The sequence below is a fragment of the Calothrix sp. NIES-2100 genome (assembly GCF_963875285.1).
Lineage (GTDB): Bacteria > Cyanobacteriota > Cyanobacteriia > Cyanobacteriales > Nostocaceae > Aulosira.
This window is the reverse complement of the sequence record NZ_CAWNLA010000001.1, coordinates 7,723,676-7,749,831: the sequence shown is the minus strand read 5'-3', so window position 1 is coordinate 7,749,831 and position 26,156 is coordinate 7,723,676. Positions and strand designations below refer to the sequence as shown.

The 26,156-nt window shown below is 41.2% G+C and carries 15 protein-coding genes; 9 read left to right on the top strand and 6 right to left on the bottom strand.

Going from position 1 to position 26,156, the window contains the following annotated elements:
• Positions 1–44 precede the first annotated feature (44 nt).
• Together AACU32_RS31570 and AACU32_RS31565 are read right to left on the bottom strand one after the other, a co-directional pair.
• Positions 45–821: a metal ABC transporter ATP-binding protein gene (locus tag AACU32_RS31570; protein ID WP_096605679.1), complete on the bottom strand. Its 777-nt coding sequence runs from the start codon at positions 819–821 to the stop codon at positions 45–47.
• A 195-nt stretch (positions 822–1,016) separates the two neighbouring features.
• Positions 1,017–2,000: a metal ABC transporter substrate-binding protein gene (locus tag AACU32_RS31565; protein WP_339378419.1), complete on the bottom strand. Its 984-nt coding sequence runs from the start codon at positions 1,998–2,000 to the stop codon at positions 1,017–1,019.
• A gap of 284 nt (positions 2,001–2,284) precedes the next feature.
• On the opposite strand from AACU32_RS31565, the gene AACU32_RS31560 reads away from it, so the two are divergent.
• Together AACU32_RS31560 and AACU32_RS31555 are read left to right on the top strand one after the other, a co-directional pair.
• Positions 2,285–3,907 carry an iron uptake porin gene (locus AACU32_RS31560; RefSeq protein WP_096605677.1) on the top strand — a complete coding sequence of 541 codons (1,623 nt, stop codon included), beginning with the start codon at positions 2,285–2,287 and terminating at the stop codon, positions 3,905–3,907.
• A gap of 824 nt (positions 3,908–4,731) precedes the next feature.
• Positions 4,732–4,911, top strand: a complete 180-nt coding sequence (locus tag AACU32_RS31555) for a hypothetical protein (RefSeq protein ID WP_339378418.1) — start codon at positions 4,732–4,734, stop codon at positions 4,909–4,911.
• 57 nt (positions 4,912–4,968) lie between these two features.
• Here AACU32_RS31555 and AACU32_RS31550 read toward each other — a convergent pair whose 3' ends face one another.
• The 3 genes from AACU32_RS31550 to hemB form a co-directional block, all read right to left on the bottom strand.
• Positions 4,969–6,696, bottom strand: a complete 1,728-nt coding sequence (locus tag AACU32_RS31550; protein ID WP_096605673.1) for an Rqc2 family fibronectin-binding protein — start codon at positions 6,694–6,696, stop codon at positions 4,969–4,971.
• Positions 6,697–7,579: 883 nt separating this feature from the next.
• Positions 7,580–8,917, bottom strand: coding sequence for a glycosyltransferase family 4 protein (locus tag AACU32_RS31545; protein WP_096605671.1), 1,338 nt, complete (start codon positions 8,915–8,917; stop codon positions 7,580–7,582).
• Between the two features lie 917 nt (positions 8,918–9,834).
• A complete protein-coding gene (hemB, locus tag AACU32_RS31540; RefSeq protein WP_096605669.1) occupies positions 9,835–10,815 on the bottom strand; it encodes a porphobilinogen synthase in 981 nt (326 codons plus the stop codon).
• A gap of 1,091 nt (positions 10,816–11,906) precedes the next feature.
• Here hemB and prfC point away from each other — a divergent pair.
• From prfC to AACU32_RS31505, 7 genes are all read left to right on the top strand, one after another.
• A complete protein-coding gene (prfC, locus tag AACU32_RS31535) occupies positions 11,907–13,538 on the top strand; it encodes a peptide chain release factor 3 (RefSeq protein ID WP_096605667.1) in 1,632 nt (543 codons plus the stop codon).
• 260 nt (positions 13,539–13,798) lie between these two features.
• A complete protein-coding gene (locus tag AACU32_RS31530; protein ID WP_096605665.1) occupies positions 13,799–16,003 on the top strand; it encodes a zinc metalloprotease HtpX in 2,205 nt (734 codons plus the stop codon).
• Between the two features lie 618 nt (positions 16,004–16,621).
• A complete protein-coding gene (locus AACU32_RS31525) occupies positions 16,622–17,122 on the top strand; it encodes an RNA recognition motif domain-containing protein (RefSeq protein WP_096605663.1) in 501 nt (166 codons plus the stop codon).
• 694 nt (positions 17,123–17,816) lie between these two features.
• The gene (locus AACU32_RS31520) at positions 17,817–19,670 is read left to right on the top strand and encodes a response regulator (RefSeq protein ID WP_096605661.1); all 1,854 of its coding nucleotides are present in this window, start codon (positions 17,817–17,819) and stop codon (positions 19,668–19,670) included.
• A gap of 23 nt (positions 19,671–19,693) precedes the next feature.
• Positions 19,694–20,068: a response regulator gene (locus tag AACU32_RS31515; RefSeq protein ID WP_096605659.1), complete on the top strand. Its 375-nt coding sequence runs from the start codon at positions 19,694–19,696 to the stop codon at positions 20,066–20,068.
• 610 nt (positions 20,069–20,678) lie between these two features.
• Entirely contained in the window at positions 20,679–21,056 is a 378-nt protein-coding gene (locus tag AACU32_RS31510; RefSeq protein ID WP_096605657.1) for a response regulator, read from the top strand.
• 50 nt (positions 21,057–21,106) lie between these two features.
• Positions 21,107–21,424, top strand: coding sequence for a DUF7219 family protein (locus AACU32_RS31505; RefSeq protein WP_096605655.1), 318 nt, complete (start codon positions 21,107–21,109; stop codon positions 21,422–21,424).
• Positions 21,425–21,476: 52 nt separating this feature from the next.
• Here AACU32_RS31505 and AACU32_RS31500 read toward each other — a convergent pair whose 3' ends face one another.
• A complete protein-coding gene (locus AACU32_RS31500; protein ID WP_096605653.1) occupies positions 21,477–25,703 on the bottom strand; it encodes a PAS domain-containing protein in 4,227 nt (1,408 codons plus the stop codon).
• Positions 25,704–26,156 lie beyond the last annotated feature (453 nt).

The window sequence follows — 26,156 nt, the reverse complement described above, 5'->3', positions numbered from 1 at the left end:
ACTCTAGCAATATTAAATAATTTATTTTTGAATTTTGAATTTTTTTAGTGCTGATGTTGGTAACGACTAAACCCAGGGCCATAGGTTGCTAACAGGTTTTGTGGTGAAAGCGCAATTTCTGGTTTACCTGTACAAACAACTGTTTGGTTGAGACAGAGAACGCGATCGCAATGGCGGCTGACCATATCAATATCATGGGAAACTTGCAATATTGTCCACCCTTCTTGCTGCTTTAACTCGTTTAACAACAGATAAAAATCTGCTGCACCTTGCATATCTACTCCCGCAAAGGCTTCATCTAATACCAAAAGTTTGCGAGGTGTTATCAAACAGTAAGCGAGTAATACCCGCTTGAGTTGACCACCGCTGAGAGTACCAATAGCTTGATTTCGTAAATGATAAGCATCACATCGCACTAAAGCTTGTTCTACTGCTATTGATTTTTCCCGGTCTTTTCTCCACAAATTTTTCCATAAATCACCTCTTGGCTGGTTTTTATGGGTAATTTTCTCCCATCCTAGTCCTACTAACTCGCTGACTGAAATGGGAAAGCTCCGATCAAAGATAAAATTTTGCGGCATATAACCCAATAAATGGCGTAAATGCCCTAAATTTTGAATTCTCCGCCCCAATATTTCAACTTTGCCATTGTGGGGAATTAAATCTAAAATAGCTTTTACTAAAGTACTTTTACCTGCGCCATTAGGGCCAACTATAGCTGTATCTGTCCCTGGCAATAATTCAAAAGAAACATCCCGCAGCGCTAGGTAACTGCCTTGATATACGGTTAATCCTTCTACTTTTAAAATAGGTAAATTCATTTGTTTTTTGTCAGTTGTCAGTTGTCAGTTGTCAGTTGTCATTAGTTTTTATTCTCTTTCTTTTTGTGGGTGGATATTTTTCATGAAACTTATTTATTGGTAAAGGATGAATAAGCTAATAAAAAAGAAAAACCCAAAATCAAATAATCAATTATCCCCAGAGGTAAAGGAATAATGATTTCTGACGGTTATCACCTACTTGCAGGCTGTTTCCAGAGTTTGTAAATTTGCTTTCATTGCTTTGAAATAATGCAGGGGATTTGTCTCACCATTTTCCAGGGAATCTAGTGTTTGCAAATTTAACTTCAAGTCTTGGGAGAGACTTTTCAGCAATTTGTTATCTATTCCTGGTTCGCTAAACAAAGCTTTAACTTTATATTTTTTCACTGCATTGACTGCATTTTGCACATCTTTTGGTGAGAGTTGATCTTCAGGAATTTCGACTACAGCAACTTGCTTGAGTTGATAACGTTGTGCTAAATAGGGATAAGCATCATGAAAGGTAACAAATGTGCAGTTAGGATATTTCTGCAAAGTCTGCTGAAATTCGCTATTTAATTTTTCTAATTCTTGAATATAAGCTGCGCTATTAGCTTCATAGGTAGCTTTATTTTGCGGATCGGCTGCAATTAAGCCATCTCGAATATTTATTACCTGTTGTTTCGCCATAACTGGATCAAGCCAAATGTGAGGATTACCCGCAGCATGATCGTGATCGTCGTCTTTTTCTGCTTTATTAGTGTTTACCACCGGCGAAATTTCTTCCACTGGTTTAATACCTTTACTGGTATCGATTTCAGTTAATTGGGGATTTTGGGCATTTTTTACTGTTTCTTTGAGAAATTCTTCTAACCCCAAACCGTTTTTGACTAATACATTAGCAGTTGCGATCGCTCGGATATTTTCTGGTTTGGCTTGATACTCGTGTACCTCAGTACCCGGTGGTACTAAAATTTCTACTTCTGCTACATCCCCGGCTACTGCTTTAGTAAACCAATATATAGGTAAAAATGTCGTTACTATTTTGGTTTTTTTCGGAGATGGTAGTTCTTGAGACGCTGCTTTCCGATCCGTGGGCGATTGGTTGCAACCAGCAATTGATAATATCAGCAGAGCAATTAAAGGCAGAATACCACTTCTTTTTCTGCCTTTTTTAGGTTCTATACAAGTGCGAACCACAGTTTTTTCCCCTCCAAAGCTGCGAGTCCCTGTCTTCGTCAAAATTCCTATTGACAATGAGATTGATTCTAAATCCCATATTATAATAATTCTCATTCTCATGCAAATAGGGTGTAAGCCATCACATCAAAATTTTTGTCATTAGCATTGATGATGATTTCCTGACTGAATCTTATGCAAAAAAAAGCTTGGCTCCTGATAAGATATTGAGAATAGTTTTTAATAACCCCGAATTCAAAGCAGGGTAGTGTAGCCAGATACTCTCAATAGGTGTGAGGAAAAAAATGCGGAAAGTATGGAAGTCTCTGCTGACTAGTTCAGCAGTTGGCAGTGCAATGCTGTTTTTAAGTGCTGCGGCAATTGCGGGGGAAATTAGTGAGCCTCTTGTTGCAGCTGATTTAGAACAAGAGACTGAGAATACTACTCAACAACAGGTAATGTCTCAAGTTACCTCGGTATCTCAACTATCAGATGTGCAGCCTACAGATTGGGCTTTCCAAGCATTGCAATCGTTGGTAGAACGTTACGGCTGTATTGCAGGTTATCCGAATGGGACATTTCGGGGGAACCGGGCGATGACCAGATATGAATTTGCGGCTGGTTTGAATGCTTGTCTGAATCGTGTCAACGAACTGATTGCTACTGCGACAGCTGACTTAGTGACAAAAGAAGATTTAGCCACACTGCAAAGACTACAAGAAAATTTCTCCGCAGAACTGGCGACATTACGGGGACGTGTGGATGCTTTGGAGGTGAGAACTGCGGAGTTAGAAGCCAATCAATTTTCTACTACAACCAAACTGCAAGGAGAAGTGATCGCTGTAGTTAGCGATGTTTTATCAGGGAACCAAGTTAACGGTGGAGAAATTACAGACAAGAATACAACTCTTGGGGCACGGGCACGAGTTGAATTAGTCACCAGTTTTACTGGCAAAGATACTCTGTTCACTAGAATTCAAATGAACAATATTCTTAGCCCCAACCTTGGTACTCCAGAGGGTAACTTATTCTTTGCTGGGGATGGTACGAATGATGCTTTTATCGATGCACTATATTACCAATTTCCGATTGGTGAAAAACTACAAGTAATTGCCCTCGCTAATGCTGCGGCAGCAGATGATATTACTGATACCATAAATCTCTTTGATGGGGATGGTAGCTTTGGTGCTTTGTCTACCTTCGGTACACGCAACCCGATTTATTATCAGATGGATGGTGCGGGCTTAGGAATCAATTATGATTTTAGTGAGCAATTGGCACTGAGTTTAGGGTATTTGGCTAGTTCAAGTAATGATCCGAGTGCGGGGAATGGTTTATTCAATGGTGCGTACGGTGCTTTGGCGCAGCTAACCTTTAAACCGAGCGATCGCTTGAAAGTTGCCTTCACCTACATTAACGCCTACAATCAGGAATTGGCTACAGGTAGTAACAGAGCAAACGTCGGCTCATTTTTAGGTCAGGTTGTTGGCGGTGAAGAGCCTGTTACTGTACCAACTTCTAGTAATTCTTACGGTGTACAAGCATCTTTTGCGATTAGCGAGAAATTTGTTCTTGGTGGTTGGGTTGGTTACACTAACGTTCGTAGCTTATCCACAGTCGATGGGTTAATTGACACTGGCGATGTTGATATCTGGAATTATGCTGTCACTCTCGGCTTCCCCGATCTAGGTAAACCAGGTAACTTGGCTGGTATTATCTTGGGTATGGAACCGAAAGTTACAAGTTCCAGCATTAGTCAACTTCCTAAAGATCAAGATACCTCGTATCACATTGAGGCTTTCTACCAGTACAAGCTGAGCGACAATATCACTATTACCCCAGGGGTGATTTGGCTGACAGCACCAGATCACAATGAGCAAAATGATAATGTTGTGATTGGTGCTTTAAGAACTACATTCAGTTTCTAAGGGACTGTTGACTGTTGACTGTTGACTGTTGACTATAAAAATAGTAAAACCCAGCAGCAATGCTGGGTGAGATTTTTTACCCAAAGTTACCGTTTTTTCTCGTCTTATCTCAGGGAATCATTTCACCTAATGTTTCTCCTTACTTTTCAATAGTTTAGACATGGCTTGATGTTGCCTGTTTCATATTTATACCCTGACACATAAAGTAAATAATTGTGTAGAGGTTAGCAATATTTTTTACAAAACAAATATTTTTCTCACAAAACTCTGAAGATACAATCAAGTGTTTCTATAAAAATAGTTTAACATCTATTATTCTCGATTTATTTTCAGTATTTATAGGTAAATTAATGAAAGTACTTGTATTCATAAAGCTAGAATTTGTTGAATGTTTCAGTGAAATTTAGTATCACTGACACCTTTTCAGGAAAACAAGACATACAATGTCTACTGAATTTAACTTAGACCCAGTAAAAATTGCGGAAATTACTGAAAATATGTCAGTAAATCACTGTGGCTGACAAGTTATCCGAATTCACTAAAAGCATGATATGTAGGGATTTATCGTAGAGATAAAGCGGAATTTGCTATACCCCTACCTATGTATTTCTATCATGATGGGAATAAATATAAAAAAATGACCAGCCTCCCACAGCTGGTCTATAAAATATTTTCCGCGTTGTCTTCTCAATAGAGTTAAAACCCAGTTGCGCGTTCCCAAAATACAACGGGCAACTTTTCTTAACAATATTGTAGCAGTCAACACAGTTTTTTCGTAAAAATTTACAAAAAAAAGATAGTGTTTCCGGGTATTAACCTCTATCTTGCAGCAGAATTCACGCTCTGATGAGGGAGATGAGGGAGATGAGGGAGATGAGGGAGATGAGGGAGATGAGGGAGATGAGGGAGATGAGGGAGATGAGGGAGATGAGGGAGATGAGGGAGATGAGGGAGATGAGGGAGACAAGGAGGACAAGGAGGACAAGGAGGACAAGGAGAAATAATAAATGCTTATTACCTTCTGGACAACTGACAACTGACAACTGACTACTGACAACTGACTACTGACCATTAAGCATTAATTGTGGTTTACCCCAGATAATGCGTTCTTGTTTGTAAATGGCGATTCCTGGTTTAGCGCCTTTGGGTTTGTAGACGTACTTGGGCTGAGTATAGACTACTGGCACTTGGTCACTTTGTCGAGCGCGGCTGTAGTAAGAAGCAAGGTTAGCTGTAAATTGTAAATCAGTTTCTTCGGGGACAGCGCCTGGTTCTAAACGCAGCAACACATGGCTACCGGGAATTTCTTGAGCATGAAACCACAAATCGTAATCTCCAGCGACACGAAAGGTCAATTGGTCATTCTGGCGGTTATTACGACCGATTAAGACTTCAAAACCACTGGGGGTAAGGTAACGATGAAAGTTGCTCTTGGTTTCATTGTTACTGCGATCGCGGTATTCTGGATCTTCTAGATACTTTTGTCCAATTAGTTCATCGCGGATTTCTTCCAGCGCTTGTAAGTCTTCTGGTGTTTGGTATTGATCGATTTGGGCGATCGCGGCTTCTACTTGTTCTAAATATTCAATTTCGCCATTTACTTCCCTCAGTAGGGGTTCTACCGCCGCCCGCGCACGTTTGAGCTTTTGATGTTGTTTATATAAGCCTTGGGCATTTTGGACAGCATTTTTATCTGGTTGCAGAGCGATCGCAATTGGTGTACCTGTCTCAAAATCTGGGATAATAATTTCTTTCATCCCCGCTTCCCAGTTTTGCAGGTGAGCCATCAATAAATCAGCTTTTTGGCGATATTCATCAGCGCGATCTGATTGCTGTAAGCGTTCGCTAAAGGTGTTACCTTTCAGCCGTAATTTTGCCAAAATATTATTCAGCTTTTGAGTCAGCTGATGGCGCAGTTGGGCAAATACTTGTTCATTGAGGCGATCGCTGTAGTAACGGTTGAGTAATTCTTGGATGTTCTTGGCTGGTTTAATTCCACCCCAACCCATTACAGTATAGCCGTCTGAAGTCCAGGCTGGATCAAACTTTTCATTTTTTAAAGCTTCTAACCATTCTTGCCATTGGGCAAATAATCGTTGCCAATCTTCAGAACTAAGACTATCGGTATTGATTTCCGGTGCTATGTTTGCCGATCGCACCATTGATTCTACCAGTGCTGCACTCAAACCACTATAACTTTTGAGTAACTGGCGCTTAATCGCTCCTGGTACTAAACTAACTCGCTCTTGCCAACGTTCTTGTGATTCGTTCACACTGGGAACTGGGCCTGTGAGTTTGGGTGGTGTTTCATAGAGTTGTCCGGTTTGAATCGGCCGGACACTTGATTGTTGCTGACTAACTTGATGGGCTGCGGTGATAATCGAATTGCTCGCATCGGTGAGGATGACATTGCTATATTTGCCCATAATTTCCGCGTAGACGTGATATAAAGGGCTTTCTCCGGGACGACGAGCAAATTGTAAATCAATAACACGCTCCCAAGGTGCGATCGCTTCAATGCCTATCAGTGCTAAACCACCCAACTGATGTATAAGTTGTTGGCTAAAGGTAAAAGTGTCTGGTGTTCTTGGTGGCGGATCGCCAATGCAAATACGTGCAGCTTGGGGATGCCAAGAAATTTCTAGCCAACCCCGCTGTTTTAGAGTACGTAATGCTACTGAGATAGTATAGCGATCGCGCTGGTGAACCTGTTCCGTTCGGGATGGTAGCCAGTAATTGCGGATTTCGCTACAAGCAGCTGTGAGAGCGGTAAAGTCTAGTGGTTGCACAACAGTTAGCCATTGGCTTCAAACGTCGATGCTAGTATAGTCTTCATTGTGCCATACCTGATGGATCGGGTTTCCTTGCCCCAAAAAATAGACTTCTTGCATAAGTCGGGAAAAGGGGAAAGGGGAAGGGGAAAAGGTTCTGTATTGTCCCCTTCCCCTTTAACATGAGTCCCTTTTCCCCCTATTGCAAAAGTGCTTTTTGCAATAGGTCTAATGTATCGACTAACAAGGCACGAGCATTATCAACCTATGCAATTTAGATCTGCGACTTTTCAAAGGATGTTGCTGGCGAATAGTGAATCTAATCCCTCAATTGGGATCAAACAAGTTCTTTCGCTTACCCAAAATAACGCCCGCAGGAACCAGTAGCCTGGGGCTATCGCTACAAAGCCCACCTACCCTTCGAGGGTGACGGCGGGATTACGGGATCAGATCTGTGTGATAGCAATGCAGGGCGATGCAATTCAATTGCAGGTCGATGTATTAATATAACAAGGCGATGTTATGCCATAACAGGTCGATGTATTAATATAACAAGGCGATGTTATGCCATAACAGGGCGATGTATTAATATAACAAGGCGATGTTATGCCATAACAGGTCGATGTATTAATATAACAAGGCGATGTTATGCCATAACAGGTCGATGTCATCAAATTACTACCAGTGCGATGTCTACGACAAGCCACTCAGCGTCTATGCATTCTCTAGTAGTCGGATTTGGTTTGTGAATATAAATATCATTAGATACCCAACTTCTTTAAGAAGTTGGGTATCTTGTTGTTCAAGAATAATTTGGATAGTTATACTCGAAAAACTTGCGGACAAATAACAAATGACTCTTGTCTTAGGACTGTTTCAATGTTGTTGTATCAGAACCTAATTAGCTCAGTAAAGCCGCTGCTTTGGGAGATTCTACCGCAGGTGGTACGGCTGGCTTTTCTAAGGTTTGCTCCAATGTCTCTACTAAAGATTTTGCTACAGGCTGTTCTAAAAGTTGGGTGTATAGTTCACTCAGATCAGATGCGACACCATCCCAACTAAACTTCCGAATCACCCGTTCTCTAGCGCCTTTACCCAATTCATCGCGCCATTGGGGATTTATCAAAATTCGGTCGATAGCTTCTCTAAAAGCTTCTACATCTTGTGGTGGTGCTAATAAACCAGTTTCTTCTGGAACTACAGTAAACTGAAGTCCACCCACATCACTAGCTACTACCGGTGTACCACTAGCCATTGCTTCAATCGCCACTAGTCCAAAGGGTTCATAGTGACTGGGAACAACGCAAACATCAGCCGCAGCGTAATATGTGGGTAGAATTGTCTGACACAGACGACCGGGTAAGGTGGTAATGTCGTTCATGCCTAATTCATTGATAATACCTTCGATGCGATCGCGTTCTATCCCATCACTATTACCTGGAGTACTACCACCACCGATAATTAACTGGAGTTTTTGCGAATCGCGCAATTTTGACCCTCCGACTGCACGGACTACGGTTTCTATACCTTTACGAGGGTCAAATCGTCCTACATACAATACCACCTTCGCCTCTGGATCTATACCCAATTTAGCTCTTGCGGCTTGGCGATCGACAGATCCAAACTGCTGAATATCTGTACCGCAGGGAATAATGTCAATCTTACCTTTAGTGGAAACGAGCGATCGCATATGTTGCTTTTCTTGAGGACTCGTTGCCACAATAGTTTCTGCTGTCTCCAACACCTCTTTTTCTACTGCTAATCGCTTAGTTGCAATTGCCGGAATTACTTCTATAGTGTTGTATTTGACTGCTCCTAAAGAGTGGTATGTGTGAACCTGTTTACTACCTTGAATCTTCTTCAATTGCATCCCTACCCAGCTGGATAGCCAGTAGTTAGTGTGAATCAATTGATAGGTAATGCCATTTTCTCGTTGGAATGCCAAAAAATGATCTATAAATTCCGGTAAGTAGCCAAAAAGATCATCTCGAGGTACAAACTCCACAGGCCCTGCGGTCAATCTGATGGTGCGACAATTTTCGCTATGTTGAACAATCTTCTCTTGTGCCGCACTCACTTGGCGGGTAAACATATCTACTTTCCATCCCAACCGCCCTAGTGCTTCACCTACTTGGCGGACGTAAACATTTTGTCCGCCAGCCTCTTCCTTACCAATTTCAATCGCTGGGTCTCCGTGAACTGAAATCAAAGCGATGCGTTTTTCAGTGGTAGCGTTCATAGTTTGTTGTTGTTGATTGTAAAAAAGCTTACAGACACAGGCAAATCAATTCAAAGTTTGTGCCTAGCACTTTAAGGGAATCATTTAAGAACTTTAATTAAACTTTATTCTAATTTAATAAGTCAAATGAATTTGTGCATCTACTGGTGGAAATATACTTTCTGACACCGTATGTTTATTTAATTTCTTTATATATACGCTGCTATATTTATATCTAATACTTGCGATAGAAAAATCTTAACTTAATGCCGAGTTTGCTAATCTGTCGTCTGATAGATGTGTTTAGCGATCAAAATTCAACTACTCTTGTTATGTATTGCTCTATTTTTAAGCATTATTTAACACCTATGAGCATCAGTACTCTGAATGAGCAAAGATTAAATATATTCATGCTCAAGTTAATTTAGTTACAAAAATAGTCCATCTATCGTAGTTGCTTATACTTAAAATTTTTCAAAAATTATTTGGTTGCATAAGATACAGACTTTAAACAAATCCATGCTCTGCAATCAATATTCATGGTTTACTTTGCTAATTATTAAGCGGATAAAAAAGTCTAATGTCAGGTATAAACTTTACTAATGAAAAACTCAATGAGCGTGGGTGGAGTTTTTTATTTCATTCCATAAATAAATTTAGGCGGCTCACCATTTTTCTTTTTCTTTATGAGTGCCTTTTAACTTTTTACTTTTGCGTTATTTGGAGAATTTTTATGCACCTTGAAAGGCATAGTCCTAGAAATTACCAATGCCCAATGCCCATTGAACCACACTTCGCTTCAGTCCAGATGGTCACATTCTGCCAATAGCACAAAACAATAATCTCACGCCTAGATACCAAAATACTCATTTGCACCTTTGTACCTATGCGTGAGATTAGTTCACAGATTAGCGATCGCTCTATATTATTTACTTAGTCTACTTTAACCAGCGGGCTGCGTCTTTAGCGTGGTAAGTCAAAATTAAATCTGCACCAGCACGTTTAAACCCAGTTAAAGTTTCCATCACCACGCGCTGTTCATCAATCCAACCGTTGAGAGCAGCAGCTTTAATCATAGAATACTCACCGGAAACGTTATAGGCAGCAACAGGAAGGTTGCTAGCTTCTTTAACGCGCCAAATGATATCCATATATGCTAATGCTGGCTTCACCATCAACATATCAGCGCCTTCAGCGATATCGAGTTCAATTTCTTTAATCGCTTCGCGGGCGTTACCAGGGTCCATTTGGTAAGTTCTGCGATCGCCAAATTGCGGTGTAGAATCAGCAGCATCTCGAAATGGGCCGTAATAAGCAGAAGCATATTTAGCCGCATAGGACATAATCGGTGTATCCACAAATCCGGCTTCATCTAAACCTGCGCGAATAGCTTGCACAAAGCCGTCCATCATTCCGGAAGGCGCAATAATATCAGCACCAGCTTTCGCTTGAGAAACTGCTGTTTTTTTGAGTAATTCTAGGGTGGGGTCATTTAAAACTCTCCCTGTTAAATCACCTACTTGCAAGTAACCACAATGACCATGACTGGTGTATTCACATAAACAAGTATCAGCCACCACAATTAAATCTGGTACTGCTTCCTTCACCGCAGTAGCTGCTTTTTGGACAATCCCACAATCATGCCAAGCACCAGTAGCATCTACATCTTTATCGGCGGGAATACCAAATAGAATGATTGCCGGAATTCCTAAGTCATAAACTTCCTTGGCCTCTTCAACAATTTTGTCTACCGAAAGTTGGTAAACACCAGGCATAGATTTTACTTCATTAGCAATTCCCTCACCTGGTACTGCAAATAAGGGGTAAATCAAATCACTAGTTGATAAAACAGTTTCGCGTACCATTCGGCGCAGTTGGGGATGGTTTCGCAGACGGCGGGGGCGGTGAGTTGGAAACATAAAGTTTTATGAAGAATTACAACGCAAATGGACACAACATAAAGCGTCACAAAAGCAAGGAAAAACCTTACTCAGCTAGGACAGACTACGAGCAGTGCTTAACTGTCCTTTGCCCTACTGTTGATGAAGCTGTGGGGCAATTTCGTATTGTACAGCGTGGCTGACATCTGTTAGACACAATACAAAAAAACATTAATAGTCATTTGTCATTGGTCATTAGTCATTAGTCATTAGTCATGAGTCAACATAAATGACTAACGATCTAAGATAAAGGACGAACAGGAATTATTTGCTTTACAGATGAGCAAACAATTGTCAATTACCTGACAAAAACTAATAGTTACCAATTACCACTATTGACGTTAAAAGATTCGGCAACTGAACGGTATAATGGCATGGTTAATCAGTGAGTTCAGTTCGTAGTCAGGACTTCAGTCTGTGAATTTTACAGCACGCTTTGTGGTTACTACCCCTAATTACCAACAAGATCACCCTTAGTGTAGTAGAACCTGATAACTTGCAGGGGAATAGTAAATCAAAAATGAGTCAAAGCACTCCTGCCATCTATTGTTCCACAAAGCCATACATTCAAATCTAAATTAATAGATTCTTTGGTATTTTCTGAGGGAATGGTCAATAGTCAATGGTCAATAGTCAATAGTCATTTGTCTCCCTTGTCCCCCGGTTGGTGAGCGCAGCCGTACCCATTGGTGTCAACTTAAGTTAAAAGGCTTATCCCACAAGCGTTTTACCCCTCCCCTTAATCCCCTCCCCGTAAACGGGGAGGGGACGTTTTGGCTTTAGACAAAACTGGGGTGGGGTAACGCGGATCGTGATGGTAGGCAATTTGATTCTAAATAACGTCTTGGCAAGGGTTTCGCGTTAAGTTGACACCTATGAGCCGTACCACATCCCCCGGTTGGTGAATCTCGACTCCGCTCGATTACCGTGAAGTTGAACCACATCCGCCTCATCCCCCTTCCCTAAGTGAGATAACAAGGCGATCGCGTGCGTCATTGTTCTAAGATTAAAAGACTCACCAACCTAGAAAAAAATTAGGCTAGTTTAATAGCAAGCATACAAATACACTTATGTCAACCGCCGAACCGCAGTTAGATCTTCAAAAAGCAGTTGAACTTCGCCGCAACTTTGCGATTATTTCTCACCCAGACGCAGGGAAAACGACACTTACAGAAAAGCTACTATTATACGGAGGAGCAATTCACGAAGCTGGCGCAGTCAAGGCGCGACGGGCACAGCGGAAGGCTACTTCTGACTGGATGGCAATGGAACAACAACGGGGTATTTCGATTACATCCACAGTGCTACAATTTGCATACCGTGGCTGTCAGGTAAATCTGTTAGATACCCCAGGACACCAAGATTTCAGTGAAGATACTTATCGCACTCTCGCCGCCGCCGATAATGCGGTGATGCTGATTGATGTGGCTAAAGGTTTGGAACCGCAAACTCGCAAGTTGTTTGAAGTCTGTAAGTTACGCGGTATCCCTATCTTTACGTTTATTAATAAACTCGACCGTCCAGGGAGAGAGCCGATAGAATTATTGGACGAAATCGAGCAAGAATTAGGATTACAAACCTACGCTGTAAACTGGCCGATTGGCATGGGCGATCGCTTTAAGGGTGTGTTTGATCGTCACAAACAGCAAATTCACCTCTTTGAACGTAGCGCCCACGGTAGCAGAGAAGCCAGAGATACGATAGTCGATGTGGGAGATGCCAGAATTGAAGAACTCCTAGAACAGGATCTCTACTATCAACTTAAAAACGACTTAGAACTATTAGAAGGAGTCGGGCCGGAACTAGATTTAGATTTGGTACACCAGGGAAAAATGACACCAGTCTTCTTTGGTAGTGCCATGACTAACTTTGGCGTCGAGCTATTCTTGAATTACTTTTTAGAATATGCTCTCAAACCAGGTAGCCACAATAGCAGTGTAGGTGAAGTTGCTCCTACCTACCCGGAGTTTTCGGGATTTGTCTTCAAACTCCAAGCTAACATGGACCCGAAGCACCGCGATCGCGTGGCGTTTATCCGCGTTTGTACAGGTAAATTTGAAAAAGATATGACAGTGACTCACGCCCGCACAGGGAAAGTAGTCCGCCTGTCGCGCCCGCAAAAACTGTTTGCGCAAGAGAGAGAATCGATTGATGAAGCTTATCCGGGCGATGTGATCGGTTTGAATAATCCTGGTGTTTTTGCGATCGGTGATACAATTTACACCGGACAAAAGCTGGAATATGAAGGAATTCCTTATTTTTCACCAGAATTGTTTGCGACGCTGAGGAACCCCAACCCTTCTAAATTTAAGCAATTTCAAAAAGGCATTTCCGAATTGCGCGAAGAAGGTGCAGTCCAAATTATGTACTCCACTGATGAAGCCAAGCGCGATCCAATTTTAGCGGCGGTGGGTCAGTTACAGTTTGAGGTAGTGCAGTTTCGCTTACAAAATGAGTATGGGGTGGAAACCCTGCTAGAATTGCTACCCTATAGCGTCGCCCGTTGGGTAGAAGGCGGTTGGGAAGCGTTAAATAAGGTGGGACGTATATTCAATACTACTGCCGTGAAAGACAGCATGGGTCGCCCCGTATTGCTCTTCCGCAATGAATGGAATTGCCAACAGTTACAGGGAGACCATCCAGAGTTGCAATTAAACGCGATCGCCCCAGTATATTCCGGTGAACAAAAAGCAGAAGTATAGTCAAAAGTCAAGAGTCAATGGTCAATGGTCAAAACTCCCCCTTGTCCCCCTCTTGTTACTTTTGACTGGAAATTTCCCCCTCATCTCCCCTTCTTGCCATTAGACTATGGACTATGGACTATTGACTCTTGACTAGATAACTAGCAACTTACGTTAATAGAGGATAATTCCGGACGCGATTTGCACAAGAAGGTATCTAAATTTATGCGCTTTAGTGCAAACTTGGATAAATTAGAAGATATGGGAGTGCCAGAATTTCTATGCCTTCTCATGCCGAATTATCTTTGGAGGCTGGTTTAGCTGCTCTCAAGCAAGGCAATTATCAAACAGCGATCGCTCAATTAGAGCCTATTGCTAGCAGTCAAAAGCATAGCAATGCAGGCTTGCAAGCTCAGGTAGGGTTAGTGATGGCTTATGCACGCACTGGCCAAGTTTCAAAAGCGATCGCCCTTTGTCAAAATCTGCTTGATAGTCCTAATCCTCAAGTTCAAGAGTGGGCAGAACGCGCTCTTGAACATTTAAAAAAACGCCAAAAACGTCAAAACACATCATCTAAAAATTCTACATCGGGAATTGTCCGTTCAGATAATTCCCATCAGCAGCCTGCTGCTTCACAGCAGACAAAACAGACACCGATTCCAGCTACAACTGTCACTAGTAGTTACTACAATCCCAATGTCGCAACTTCTCAGGCAACAAGTAGCTTAATCGCTCTCAATCGCCCACAAGCTAAATCATTCAACATTTATTGGCGACATGCTGCCAGGGCTAAAGTTTGGCAACCGCTGCATAAACTTAATTTAATACCTTTAAAATTACTGGCGGCAGGAACCTTCATTGCCCTGTTTTGGGTAATCAAGGAAATGCTCAAGCTGGCAATGGGTTTAACCAATCAAATTTTCATTAAGCTACCTTACTTAGAGCCATTGCCATTATTAAATCGCGATCCCCGAGTAGTTGTGCTTGTGGTCTTGGCGATCGCAATGGCATTGTCACCTTGGTTACTAGATTGGCTCTTAGCAAAATTTTATCAGCAGCAAGAGTTGCCTAAAGAAATTTTGAATAACTACAGTCGCGAAGCCATTCGCGTCATCCAGCGTTCTTGTCAACAGCGAGGTTGGCAATTTCCCAAACTGCGGATTTTGCCCATAGCTGCCCCCATAGCCCTGACTTATGGTAATCTCGCTCGCAATGCCCGAATTGTAGTTAGTCAAGGGCTATTAGAGCAACTAGCAGATGATGAAATTGCCGTCATCTACGCCGCACAATTTGGGCAGATTATCCAGAGAGATTTTGTAGTCATGTCTGGTGTACTGCTGGTAACCATGACTGTTTACAGGCTGTATCAGGGCTTCTCGGAGTGGGGAAATAAATTATCCGGATTGGGGCGCTTACCTGCGATAATTTTGGCTAGTTTCGCCTATGGAATTTGGTGTTTGCTCACAGGTACAACTTTGTGGTTGTCGAAGTTGCGGCTTTATTATAGCGATCGCACGGCTTCAGAAATTACCGGCAATCCTAACGCCCTGATTCGCGCCTTACTCAAAATTACCATTGGTGTAGCTGCTGATATTGCCAAACAAGAACACACCAGTTGGCAGTTGGAAAGCTTGAATCTTTTAGCACCTGTAAGTTATCAACAGAGTATCTCTTTGGGGAGTCTGGCGGGTCATATTCCCTTCTCATCAATATTGATGTGGGATAACTTTAATCCCTATCGCCGTTGGTTCACACTTAATAACAGTCATCCTTTGATTGGCGATCGCATACAACGCCTATGTAAAATAGCCCGCCACTGGCATTTAGAACCAGAACTACATCTTACCAGCGAACAAGCCTTACGCGGTAACCCGCAGCCTTTTTTATTACAAATAGCTCCCTGGCTAGGTATTCCCATAGGCTTATTGTTTGCCAGTCTCATCTGGTTGATATGGCAAATAGCATTTGCACTGAAGATTTTAAACCTCAAATGGATATATGACGATTGGTCATTCATCACAGGTTGCTTGCTGATTGGTTTTAGCATCGGTATCATCCTGCGGATGAATTCTTTGTTTCCTGACATCCAAGCTGCGAATTTACAAACTGACGATCGCCTCCCTAACCTGTTAGCCAATCCATCTGCTATCCCCATCGATAGTATGAATGTCTGCCTAGCTGGTAAGCTATTAGGCCGTCAAGGCGTTGGTAACTGCCTAGCTCAAGACTTAATTTTGCAAACTCACATTGGCTTAGTGAAATTGCATCACATTTCCGGGCTAAAACCATCAATTAATCCCCAAGACTTAATCGGCCGACAAATTACAGTCGTCGGTTGGTTTCGGCGAGGTGCAACCCCCTGGATTGATATCCAAACCCTGCAAACTCAAAATGGTCAAACCATTCACAGCGCTCATCCAGTCTGGTCTACCATTGTGGCAGTTGCAGCCCAAGCTTGGGGAGCTTACATTTTCCTCAGAGGGTGAGGGAGTGTGGGGACAAGGAGGACAAGGGAGACAAATGTAAATAAATATTGCAATTATTCTCAAAAAGTGTTACATTTATTTACAAATTCCTCCCTAATTAACATAACTCAGCACCATAGCTTAGTTATCAATTACCAATTCTTCGGCCAATCTATCTTTGTGATTCTCCCAACACAGCAGTAACCTAACCAGCCAGTGGCTGGTTTTTGTTTCCCAATATCACCAAGTTGCGAAAAAATGTATTTTATGTTACAATTACTTAAAAATCTATGCAAGAAATGTCTGCGCTGAACTAGCTACGTAGAAAATACCGTGATAATCTAAGGGATGGTCTTTTATTCTGCGAACAGGTGCATAATTAAAAAGGTTTACTCGATCAAGCAGTAAGCTATTAGATTTATAATTTTGAGAATTAAGGTGGTATGTAAGATAGCGTTATGTACGCTTTTGTATTAAACAAGCTTGATCCCGACGAAAAATTGTATTGTATAGGTTGACAGTTTTGAGTAAGAAAATTGGTTTATGGCATTTTTTGCTAAATAGCATGTATTTAAAAGCCACAGCCAAATGATCGTTTTGTCTCCTTGCCATTTTCATTCAACTCTGGAGGTATAGTTCATGTCCGTTCGCCTATATATAGGCAATTTGCCAAAAGAAGAAATAGATCGCCAAGAACTGCAAGCAGTTTTTGCAGCCGAAGGTGATGCTGTCACCACCAAACTCATTAAAGACCGGAAAACAGGCAAATGTCGTGGATTCGGTTTTCTCACGGTCAATAACGATGAACAAGCTGATCAAATTATTGAAAAGTATAACGGTCAGTTGTTCAAAGAAACTCCCATCAAGCTAGAGAAAGCATTACCTCGCAATAAAGGAGAGGAAAGCGAAGAACAAGCTCCCAAGCCTGTGCAGAATGCTGGTGGAGGTAACGCTGCTCCCATTTCCAAAGAAAACAACCGCCGCGATAAATCTTCTAAGAAATCTCGCCGTGGTGGTGGTAGTAGTATTACACGGGAAACTACAACATCATCTGATTCAGATGCTATTCGTCCAGATCCCCGTTGGGCTTCTGAATTAGAAAAGCTCAAACAGATGCTAGCCGCACAAACTACAAATTAATTTTGAGGGAGTGTAATGTGATTAAAAATTAAAAATCAGAATTTTTGTGATTTTTAATTTTTAATTTTCAATATGCAACTCAAATTTGCATTCGCTGATACAGCAAGCTACCTTTCAGGCTTAATACAACAAGCTTCTCTGATGAGTTTTAAGCTGTTTGCTGCTTGTATGTGCATTGCCGTATGGAGTCCAGTTTTGTGGTTTAGATAGAGATTGAGTATTTTACAAAAAACTTTTTTCCTTGCTAAACTAAAAAATGGATTCCTGTAGGCAATGCAATCGATTATTATTTCTTAGCAAACTTTAGTAAAAAGTCAAAAATAGTTGTAATATCGCAAAATTATTGAAATTTTGTAAAACTTACACCAACGCCGCAAATTCTTGTAATGTTAAGTTATACCAACTTGTTGTTGGTTTTTGCCTTAACCACCACAATTAAAATCTGTTGCTTTCGGGTAATGGGCTGCAAGAAAGTCTCTGTGTGTGGTGAAACGAAAGAATATTTTAGCAATTAAAAATTATTGGTGAACAACAAGACCCCCGACTTCTTCTAGAAGTCGGGGGTCTGAGGCTTATGGATTTTGACAAATCAAATAGGGCTGCAATAGGATACAAACCAAAGTTCTCTAATTCTCCTGTTTCATCGCTAAAATTAATACTTATAAAATTCAATACCTGTGGTTGGAAAAGTTTTGTGAAAATTCTGTTAATAGAAGATGACAAACAGATAACTTCAATGCTATCGGAAGCATTTTCAACTCTTAATTACCAGCTTGAGACCATCAACGATGGTCAGACTGGACTAGAGTTGCTCAAAACATTTGAATATGACCTGTTAATATTGGATTTAATGCTGCCAAGACTAGATGGAATTAGTCTTTGTCGTCAAATCCGTCTTTTGGGGTATCAAATACCCATTCTGATGCTGACTGCAAACCAAGATATCAGCGCCCGCGTGACTGGATTAGAAGCGGGTGCAGATGATTATCTAATCAAGCCCTTTGAATTATCAGAGTTAATAGCCAGAATTCGGGCGTTAATGCGGCGCTTAAACACAAATTTAGCAAAAGTACTAGTTTGGGAAAACTTACAACTTGATCCGAATATCAAAGAAGTCACCTATGGGGGAAAGCGCCTGCACTTAACCCCTAAAGAATATGGTTTATTAGAACTTTTTCTCGAAAATCCTCGCCGGATATTTAGTAGAAGTGTTTTATTAGATAGAATTTGGTCGGCTGATGAATTCCCTGGAGAAGAAGCTGTAACCACTCACATAAAGGGTTTACGACAGAAGCTAAAAGCTGTAGGTATGACCGCAGATTTGATCGAAACAGTTTATGGGTTAGGCTACCGACTAAAAGAAGAACAAAAAAAGCCAGATCAAAAAACAAATTTAAGTCCTGAGTTGTTACGAACAGAACAAGCTCAAGCCAAGATTATGGCTGTAGTCGCAAAGATGCGGGACGAGTTTAAGCAAAGTATGTCAGAAAAGTATGATTTATTAGAACAAGCGATCGCGCAATTATCAAGTAAAACTCCAGACAAAAGCATACTCAAACAAGCACAAGCAGAAGCCCACCGTCTAGCAGGTTCTTTGGGTTGTTATGGCTATTTAGACGGTTCCAAAGTCGCACGAGAAATGGAACATTTGCTAGACAAGCACACCAGCCCAAACCAAGGTATGGCTTTGCAGTTAGCGGAATTAGTCAAATTGCTGAAACAGACATTGCTTCATGCGCCATCTTCACCTGCTAATCCTAGCAAATCGCAAGTTACATCAGCAAAACTGTTGATTGTTGACGACGATACCACCTTAACTGAACGGATTAAATTAGAAGCTATATTGTGGGGTTTTCAAGTAGAGGTAGCAGCAGAGCCAAAAACAGCAAGGACTATAATAGCCCTAAATCCCCCCGAAGTTATCTTATTAGATTTATCATTTCCTGAAGAAGAGGAAAATGGTTTCACCTTGCTGAGTGAACTAACACAAAACCATGCGCATATCCCCGTTATTGTCTTTACTAACAGCAATCAACTCCCCAACAGAGTAGAAGCAGCACGATTAGGCGCACATAGCTTTTTAAACAAAACCATGTCTGCTGTGGAAGTGGTTACCGCAGTCAACACAGCGCTCAACCAACAAACCACCACCGATGCCAAAATTTTAGTAGTGGATGACGATGCTTTAGTACTACATCAGGTTACCACTTTGCTGTCCCCTTGGGGACTGCAAGTTACGCCTTTACAGGAATCCCAAAGATTTTGGGAAGTCTTAGAATCTACTAAACCCGATTTGTTGATTTTAGACATTGAGATGCCTGGTTTTAATGGTATAGAATTATGCCAGGTAATACGTAATGATTGCTATTGGAGCCGCTTACCGATATTATTTCTTTCAGCCCATTTTGAGCCAGAAATACTATACAAAGTTTATGCTGTGGGAGCGGATGATTATATCAGGAAACCAATTGTGGAACCAGAATTGGTGGCTCGGATACTGAATCGCTTAGAACGGACAAATCTCACGAAAAAATTATTACATCAGTAATCAGCTGTAGCCGGTTTGATATTATGCCAGCAAAACGCGTCTTAGTAATTGATGATGAAAAAAATTTGTGTACTGTAATTAAAGCTTGTTTAGAAAATATCGGGCGTTGGCAAGTACTAATAGCACTGTCTGGTGGTGAAGGCTTGACTTTAGCTGAAACGGAACATCCTGATGCTATTCTCTTAGATGTGATGATGCCAGACATAGATGGAATGGCTCTGTTTCATAAATTACAAGCTAATTTAGCTACTCACAAAATTCCCGTAATTTTACTAACAGCTAAGGTACAATCAGTAGACTTAAATGAATTTTCTCAATTGGGAGTCGCAGGGGTAATTTCCAAACCATTTGATCCGTTGCGGCTATCGGAACTAGTTGCAAAAACTCTGGGGTGGTAGTCATCACCAAAGATCAGGGAGCAACGCCTCTCTTCTCACTCGGGGAGACGCGCAAGGGACGAGACGCTCCGCGAACGGCTATGCTCAGCAACCGAGAGCAGGGGAGCAGAGGGGACATGCAGAAATAATAAATGACTATTGCCCAATACTTCTCTTTTCCCAAGGGGAGACGCTACGCGTAGCTTGCTTCCCGTAGGGTACGACTTCGCTCAACTACCGCGAAATCGAAACTCAGTACAAGTGCCCAATGCCCATTAACTATTGACATTTTGCTAAAAAATAAAATCCTCATAATTTCCTCAGAATTACTATTTATTCTTAATCAGAAGCTAATTAGGAAAGAATCAGAAACAAGAGATCAAGAAATAGTTTGGCTGACTATAGGAATCCGATTTGATTTGTGAAAAAAATTACGTATAGGAATCCGATTTGATTTATCAAAAAATTACGTATATGTAAGTAGGGCTATGCCATACAAAACCATAATACGTAAGGCATAACCTTACCTACGTGTATTTCAAAAATCAAATATGAATCCTATATTTATCTTCATGTGTACTGAGCAAAAAATATTTATGGGATTTAGATATTCAAAATTGGCAACTCTTCTATGTCCAAAAAGCGTATTCTTTTGATTGATGATGAAAAATCTCTAGCTACAGTAATTCAGGCTTGTCTAGAAAACTTAGCTGATTGGACAGTACTGAAGGCTGAATCCGGTAGAGAAGGGTTAATCAAAGCCCAAACTGAAAAGCTGAATGCCATTTTGTTGGATGTGATGATGCCCGATTTAGATGGATTCACTGTATTACAAGAGTTAAAAAATAATCCTACAACTCAGGGTATTCCAGTCATGTTGATTACTGCTAAAGTTGAACCTACCAAGCACGATCAATATGCGAAGTTAGGAATTGTCGGTGTGATTAACAAACCTTTTGATCCCTTAAAGCTGGCGGAACAGGTAGCAGGTCTTTTAGGCTGGAAGTGAGAAATTTGATAGCAATGTAACAAGTAGTATTAAGTCATAAAATAAAAGTTATGGAATCTGATAATTTGATTGATTATCGTATCTATGAAGATGAAGAACTAAAAGTGGAAAATGCAATTTTCAAAGCTTATTTACATGCTTTTTTTCGCCATAAGGCATACATTTGTAAGTTATACAATTCTGGCAAGATATGTGAATCACAGGCAGTTGACAGAATTAGTGTTGCTTGGGAGAAGTTGAAGCTAATACGAAGCAATCGGGAATCCCAGATAAATCTTGACAAAGATGATGCAAAAAGTCGGTTTTATTTAATTCAACCAATCCTTTTTTATTTATATTTAGAAGCAGAAGTGGGTTTGTGGAATTAGTCAAAAAATTTGGGATTTTGGCTGTCGGGATGTTAAATAGATTCTTGCTATATTAACTTTCGCTTAATTTGGGAATTGTAAAATAGAAAATACTACCTTCTCCTACAGTACTTTCTGCCCAAATATTGCCACCATGCTGTTGTACAATACCGCGACAAATAGCTAAGCCTAAGCCTGTTCCTCCTTTTTGGCGGGAATCACTAGCATCAACTTGTTGAAAGCGCCCAAAAATAGTTTCTAACATAGTCTCAGGAATTCCTCTACCCTGGTCTTGAATTTTAAATAAAACGCGATCGCGCAAATCTTCTACACTCAAGGTGACTGTGCTATTTGCTGGTGAAAATTTGATGGCGTTACCAATTAAGTTGACTAGGGTTTGCATAATTCGATCTGAGTCTACCCATATTTGTGCAGAACTGAGTGACATCTCTAAGGTAATCTGATTTTCTGTGGCTAGAGGTTGCACAGCTTCCACAGACTGGCGGAGGATTGTCGCAGTATCACACCACTGCTTAACTAACGTAAATTTATTTGATTCTAAGTGTTCTAAATCTAAAATATCATTGACTAAGCGTACTAAACGTTCGGTATCGCTGTAAGCAATATCTAACATTTGTTGCGCGGTTTCTGGTTGGGTTTGCAGTACTCCAGATGATAACAATCCTAATGCACCACGAATAGAAGCTAAGGGGGTGCGTAATTCATGGCTGACAATTGAGATAAATTCATTTTTCATTTTCTCAATTGCCCGACTTTCAGTAATATCTTCGATCGTGCCAACATAGCCCATTAGCTGATTTGTGTCAGAAATCATAGGAACGATCGCAATCCGACAAAACCGCAAGGTTGAATCAGGTAAAATGTAACGCACTTCCGTGCAGAATTCTTGATTTGCTGTGGTTAATGCATGTAATTGGGGCAAAAATTTCGCTAAATCTTCTGGATGAATAAATTGCATCCAGCGATCGCCTAAGGATTCGGCAAAACTCAAGCCACAAATTGCTTGAAAGCGGGGATTTGTATAAATATTTGTTCCTTGTCCATCACTTCTAAAAATGCCGATTGGTGCAGAATCGCTGAGAGTCCGAAATAAAGTTTCGCTTTGTCGCATAGCGTCTTCTGCTCGCTTGAGATCGCTGATATCGATGCTGACACCAATGACTACCCAGCTATTATCCGCTGCTTCGTGATAAGCAGAATAAGTGGTGGAAATCCAGCGCAGAGAATTATCTTTGTGGCGGAATCGATACTCTACAGCACAAGTGCCTTCTGTAATACTTTGCAGAAAACGAGTATACATCACTTTGTCTCGGTCTTCTGGCAATACTCTGGAGAGCCAAAGCATTTTGTCAGCGAGAATTTCTTCGACAGAATAACCGAAAATGATTTCGCTAGCCTTAGATTGATACTCATATTCCCATTCTTCATTAGCAGAGACGCGAAAGCTAAAAATTGAAGCACTAGCTGTGGAAAGAATATTCTTGAGTCGTTTTTCCGAAGCTTGTAGGGCTAGTTCTAATTGTTTGCGATCGCTTATATCAATACTTACTCCCGTTACAATCCAGCAATCAGCCGCTTCATCTCGATGGGAGGTGTAAGTCCCGGAAATCCAACGCAAAGAACCGTCTTTATGGTGGAATCGGTATTCCACAGTTGTCGTCCGTTCGGCAAAAATTTCCCCAAATAAAGGATAAATAACTGTATCGCGATCCTCTGAAAATACCTGTGACATCCAAAAGTGTTTGTCAGAGATGATTTCCTCAGGGGTATAGCCAAACAGAATTTCGCTACCAATAGACTGATATTCATATTCCCAGTCGGAATTGCTCCAAACGCGAAAACTGACAATTGAGGCGTTGGCTGTGGTGAGTATGCTTTGTAATCGCGTTTCTGATGCTTTTAAAGCCAGTTCTAATTGTTTGCGATCGCTAATTTCTATGCTGCTACCAACCAGGCGATAAACCCGTGAATTTTCATTACACAAAGGAGTCAAGCTAGTGATCCACCAAGTATCTTTCCCTTGAAATTGCAAACATTCTTCATAGGTAATAGTTTCTCTAGCTGCGACACAGGCTTGATAATGCTGTCGAATTGATAATGCTATGTCTGGAGGAAACAAATCTTCTGGAGTTTTACCTTGTATATCCACAGAAGGCTTACCTATTATCCTTTCCCCAACAGGATTTAGCCCTGTAAAGCGAAAGTCATCATCTGCGAGAATATCCACCACAAAAATACATTGTTCTACACCGTTATAAATACTGCGTAAAAACTGTTCTTTTTCTTGTAAAGCTTTCTCTGCTAGGAACCGTTCTGTAATATCCTGGGCTGTTCCATAAAGACGAATCACCTGTCCATCTAGATTAAATTCTGCATTGCCAATACCTTCAATGTACCGAGGAGCAGCATCCGGCGGGGTATTGAGTCGCAGCAGCACCTTGTAGGATTCACCAGTAATAATTGTACGTTCAACTATTTTGTGCAAGTTTTCTCCATCTTCTGGGTGAAACAGTTGCAGGTGTTCATCATAAGTAGGTTCCCCTAGTGCTGGATCTCGATTCAATACTTGAAACAGTTGTTCCGTCCAAGTAATTGTTCTGGCTCCTGCTAGATCTAACTCCCAATTACCAATCTGAGAAACTTTCTGAGCTTCTGTAAGTAAAGCTTTGCTTTTACGTAAAGTTTCTTCAGTATGTTTAAGTTCAGTAATGTCAAGTCGAATACCCTCCCAAGAAATCCGTCCATCGTCTAGGCGGCGCGGAGTTGAGCAGAGGCGCACCCAATGGATGTCTCCTTCTGGGGAATACTCTCGCAGCTGGACATCAAATACTGACATCGTTTGTACAGACTCCTGCTGCTTGGTGAGCAAGTAGGGGATATCTTCTGGTACTACATTGTTAAACAGCAGACTAGCATCAGCCAAGACAGCTTCGGCTTTAAATCCATTCGTCCGTTCAACGCCAGCACTAATGTAATAAAAGCGATTGCTACCATCTCGTTCTTGAACCATCTGGTAGATGTAGCCATTGGGAATGCGATCGCCAATCGCCCGCAGAAAAGCTTGTTGTTGTTGTAGGGCTTGTTCTGCTAGTTTGCGATCATTAATATCTCGGTGAATACCGATCATGCGTAATGGTTGACCATTTTCATCCCAGATGACAACTTTACCGTGGTTAGCAATCCATTTCCATTCACCGGATTTGGTTTGCATTTGGTATTGAAAAGTGTAGGGAACAGAACTATCTGTGAGGTGAGACTGCAAAACATCCATTACCCAAGCTTGATCTTCTGGATGAATCAATTGCTCCCAAGTACTCAACTCATTCCCTAGAGAGCCAGCAGCATAACCGAGCATTTCACACCAGCGGTGGCTGAGATAAACTTCTTTGCTGGGAATATTTAAGTCCCATAGTCCATCTCCAGAGGCTTCTAATGCTAGCTGTAATCGTTCTTCACTCTCGCGTAAAGCTGCTTCTGTTTGTTTACGCTCTGTGATGTCGGTTTTTACACTCATCACCAGCCAAGATTGGCTTTTTTCTTGCCATGCGGCACTAAATGTATCGAAAATCCAGCAAATTGACTGATCTCTATGGTGTAATTTGTACTCAATACTAACTGGCTGCTGAAGAGCGATCGCATCCTGAAGACTTTGAAAATACAAAGCTTGGTATTCTGGTAACAGCCGAGAACTCCAAAGAGTAGGATCTGCTAAAAATTGCTCTGGAGAATAACCTAAAATATTCTGACAACTGGGAGAAATATATTCATACTCAAATTCTTGAGGCGATCGCAGTCTGATGCGGCTGACAATGGTACAAGTATTACTGAGAATTTGATCTATCTGCGCCTGGGACTGCTTTTGGGTTTGTACCACTTGCTCGCAACAATCAATTTCCTGTGGTAACGCTTGCTGAATACTTTGAGATGTAATCACACCTAAAATTTGTTCTTGTGCATCCAAAACTGGCAGATAGGAGATTTGATGTTGATTTAAAAAGCGGACAATACTAAATAAATCGCCTAAATCTGATTCTCGGATGCTAATGACATCCACAGCCATGACATCTGATAGGCTCGCAACACTCAAGTTTATCCCTGATGCGATCGCCTTGACTAACTCTTTCTCAGTAAAAATACCCTTGATTTGCTGTTGCTCTAAAACTAAGACATAGCTGGTGCTGGCTTGGCTCATCATTTGAACTGCAAACTCAACTGATGTCTCTGCCGCTAAGGAGAGGAAACACTTTTGGATAAATTGAGTTTGGGACAATGGCAGCATACACCAGAAAGAGCAATTCTCTTGAATATTTTAATTACAGCTAAGTAGCTCAGTGTTAAAAATTATGGTTATGACAAGGCAGGAGGCAGGAGGGAAGAGGATTCTAGCTTTGTTTACCTTTCTTATCTTAGTTTTGTTTTTTCCCACCGACTTACTTAACTGTCGCTGCAAAACAGAACCAGCCTATTTAATATAAGCTCGACATTTAGAAAAATACAAAATATTGCAGCAATTCGTAGCGGCACGACACCGAAAATATCTTAGTGTGTAGAGTAATCTGACTAAAGCCGTGCCCTACTTTACTCAGTGGATTTGCCAGCAAGCTTTCTGCTGATGACTCATTCATCAAAATTAATGTGGCAAAGTACTAGAATAAATACCGAGTTGAGCCATGCTCAGAGCCGATCTTCTCCCGTAATAGTACATAAATATTAAGTGGTGTGGTTTGCCAGA